Consider the following 347-nt stretch of genomic DNA (forward strand, 5'->3'; position numbering starts at 1 on the left):
AGGTGCAGGCGGTGCTGCGGCATGGCAAGCAGCCGCTGGAAGTGAGCCGCCGCTGCGTGGCGACGCTGAAGCAGGAACTGCGGCATCTGTGAGTGGTCCCGCGCGGCCTGCACCTGCCCGCCGGAGCCGCGACGCAGTTCCACCAGCTCGTGGCGTGCCACCAGGCAGTTGCGATGGATGCGGATGAAGCGGCTGGCGAACTCTTCTTCCAACGACTTCAGCGATTCCTCGATCAGGTCCTCGCCGCGCGCGTGGTGCACCACCACGTACTTCTCCTCGGCCTGCAGGTAGTGGATGTCGTCCAGCGGAATCAGGCGCAGGCTGCCGCGCAGGCGCGCGCACAGCAC

At 67.7% G+C, this 347-nt stretch carries 1 protein-coding gene; it reads right to left on the reverse strand.

What is annotated here, in order from left to right:
* Nucleotides 1–347, reverse strand: a 347-nt coding sequence (locus EN850_RS34500; RefSeq protein WP_210238048.1) for a LytTR family DNA-binding domain-containing protein, incomplete at both ends; no start/stop codon positions are given.

The organism is Mesorhizobium sp. M8A.F.Ca.ET.207.01.1.1, assembly GCF_004794715.1.
Classification (GTDB): domain Bacteria; phylum Pseudomonadota; class Alphaproteobacteria; order Rhizobiales; family Rhizobiaceae; genus Mesorhizobium.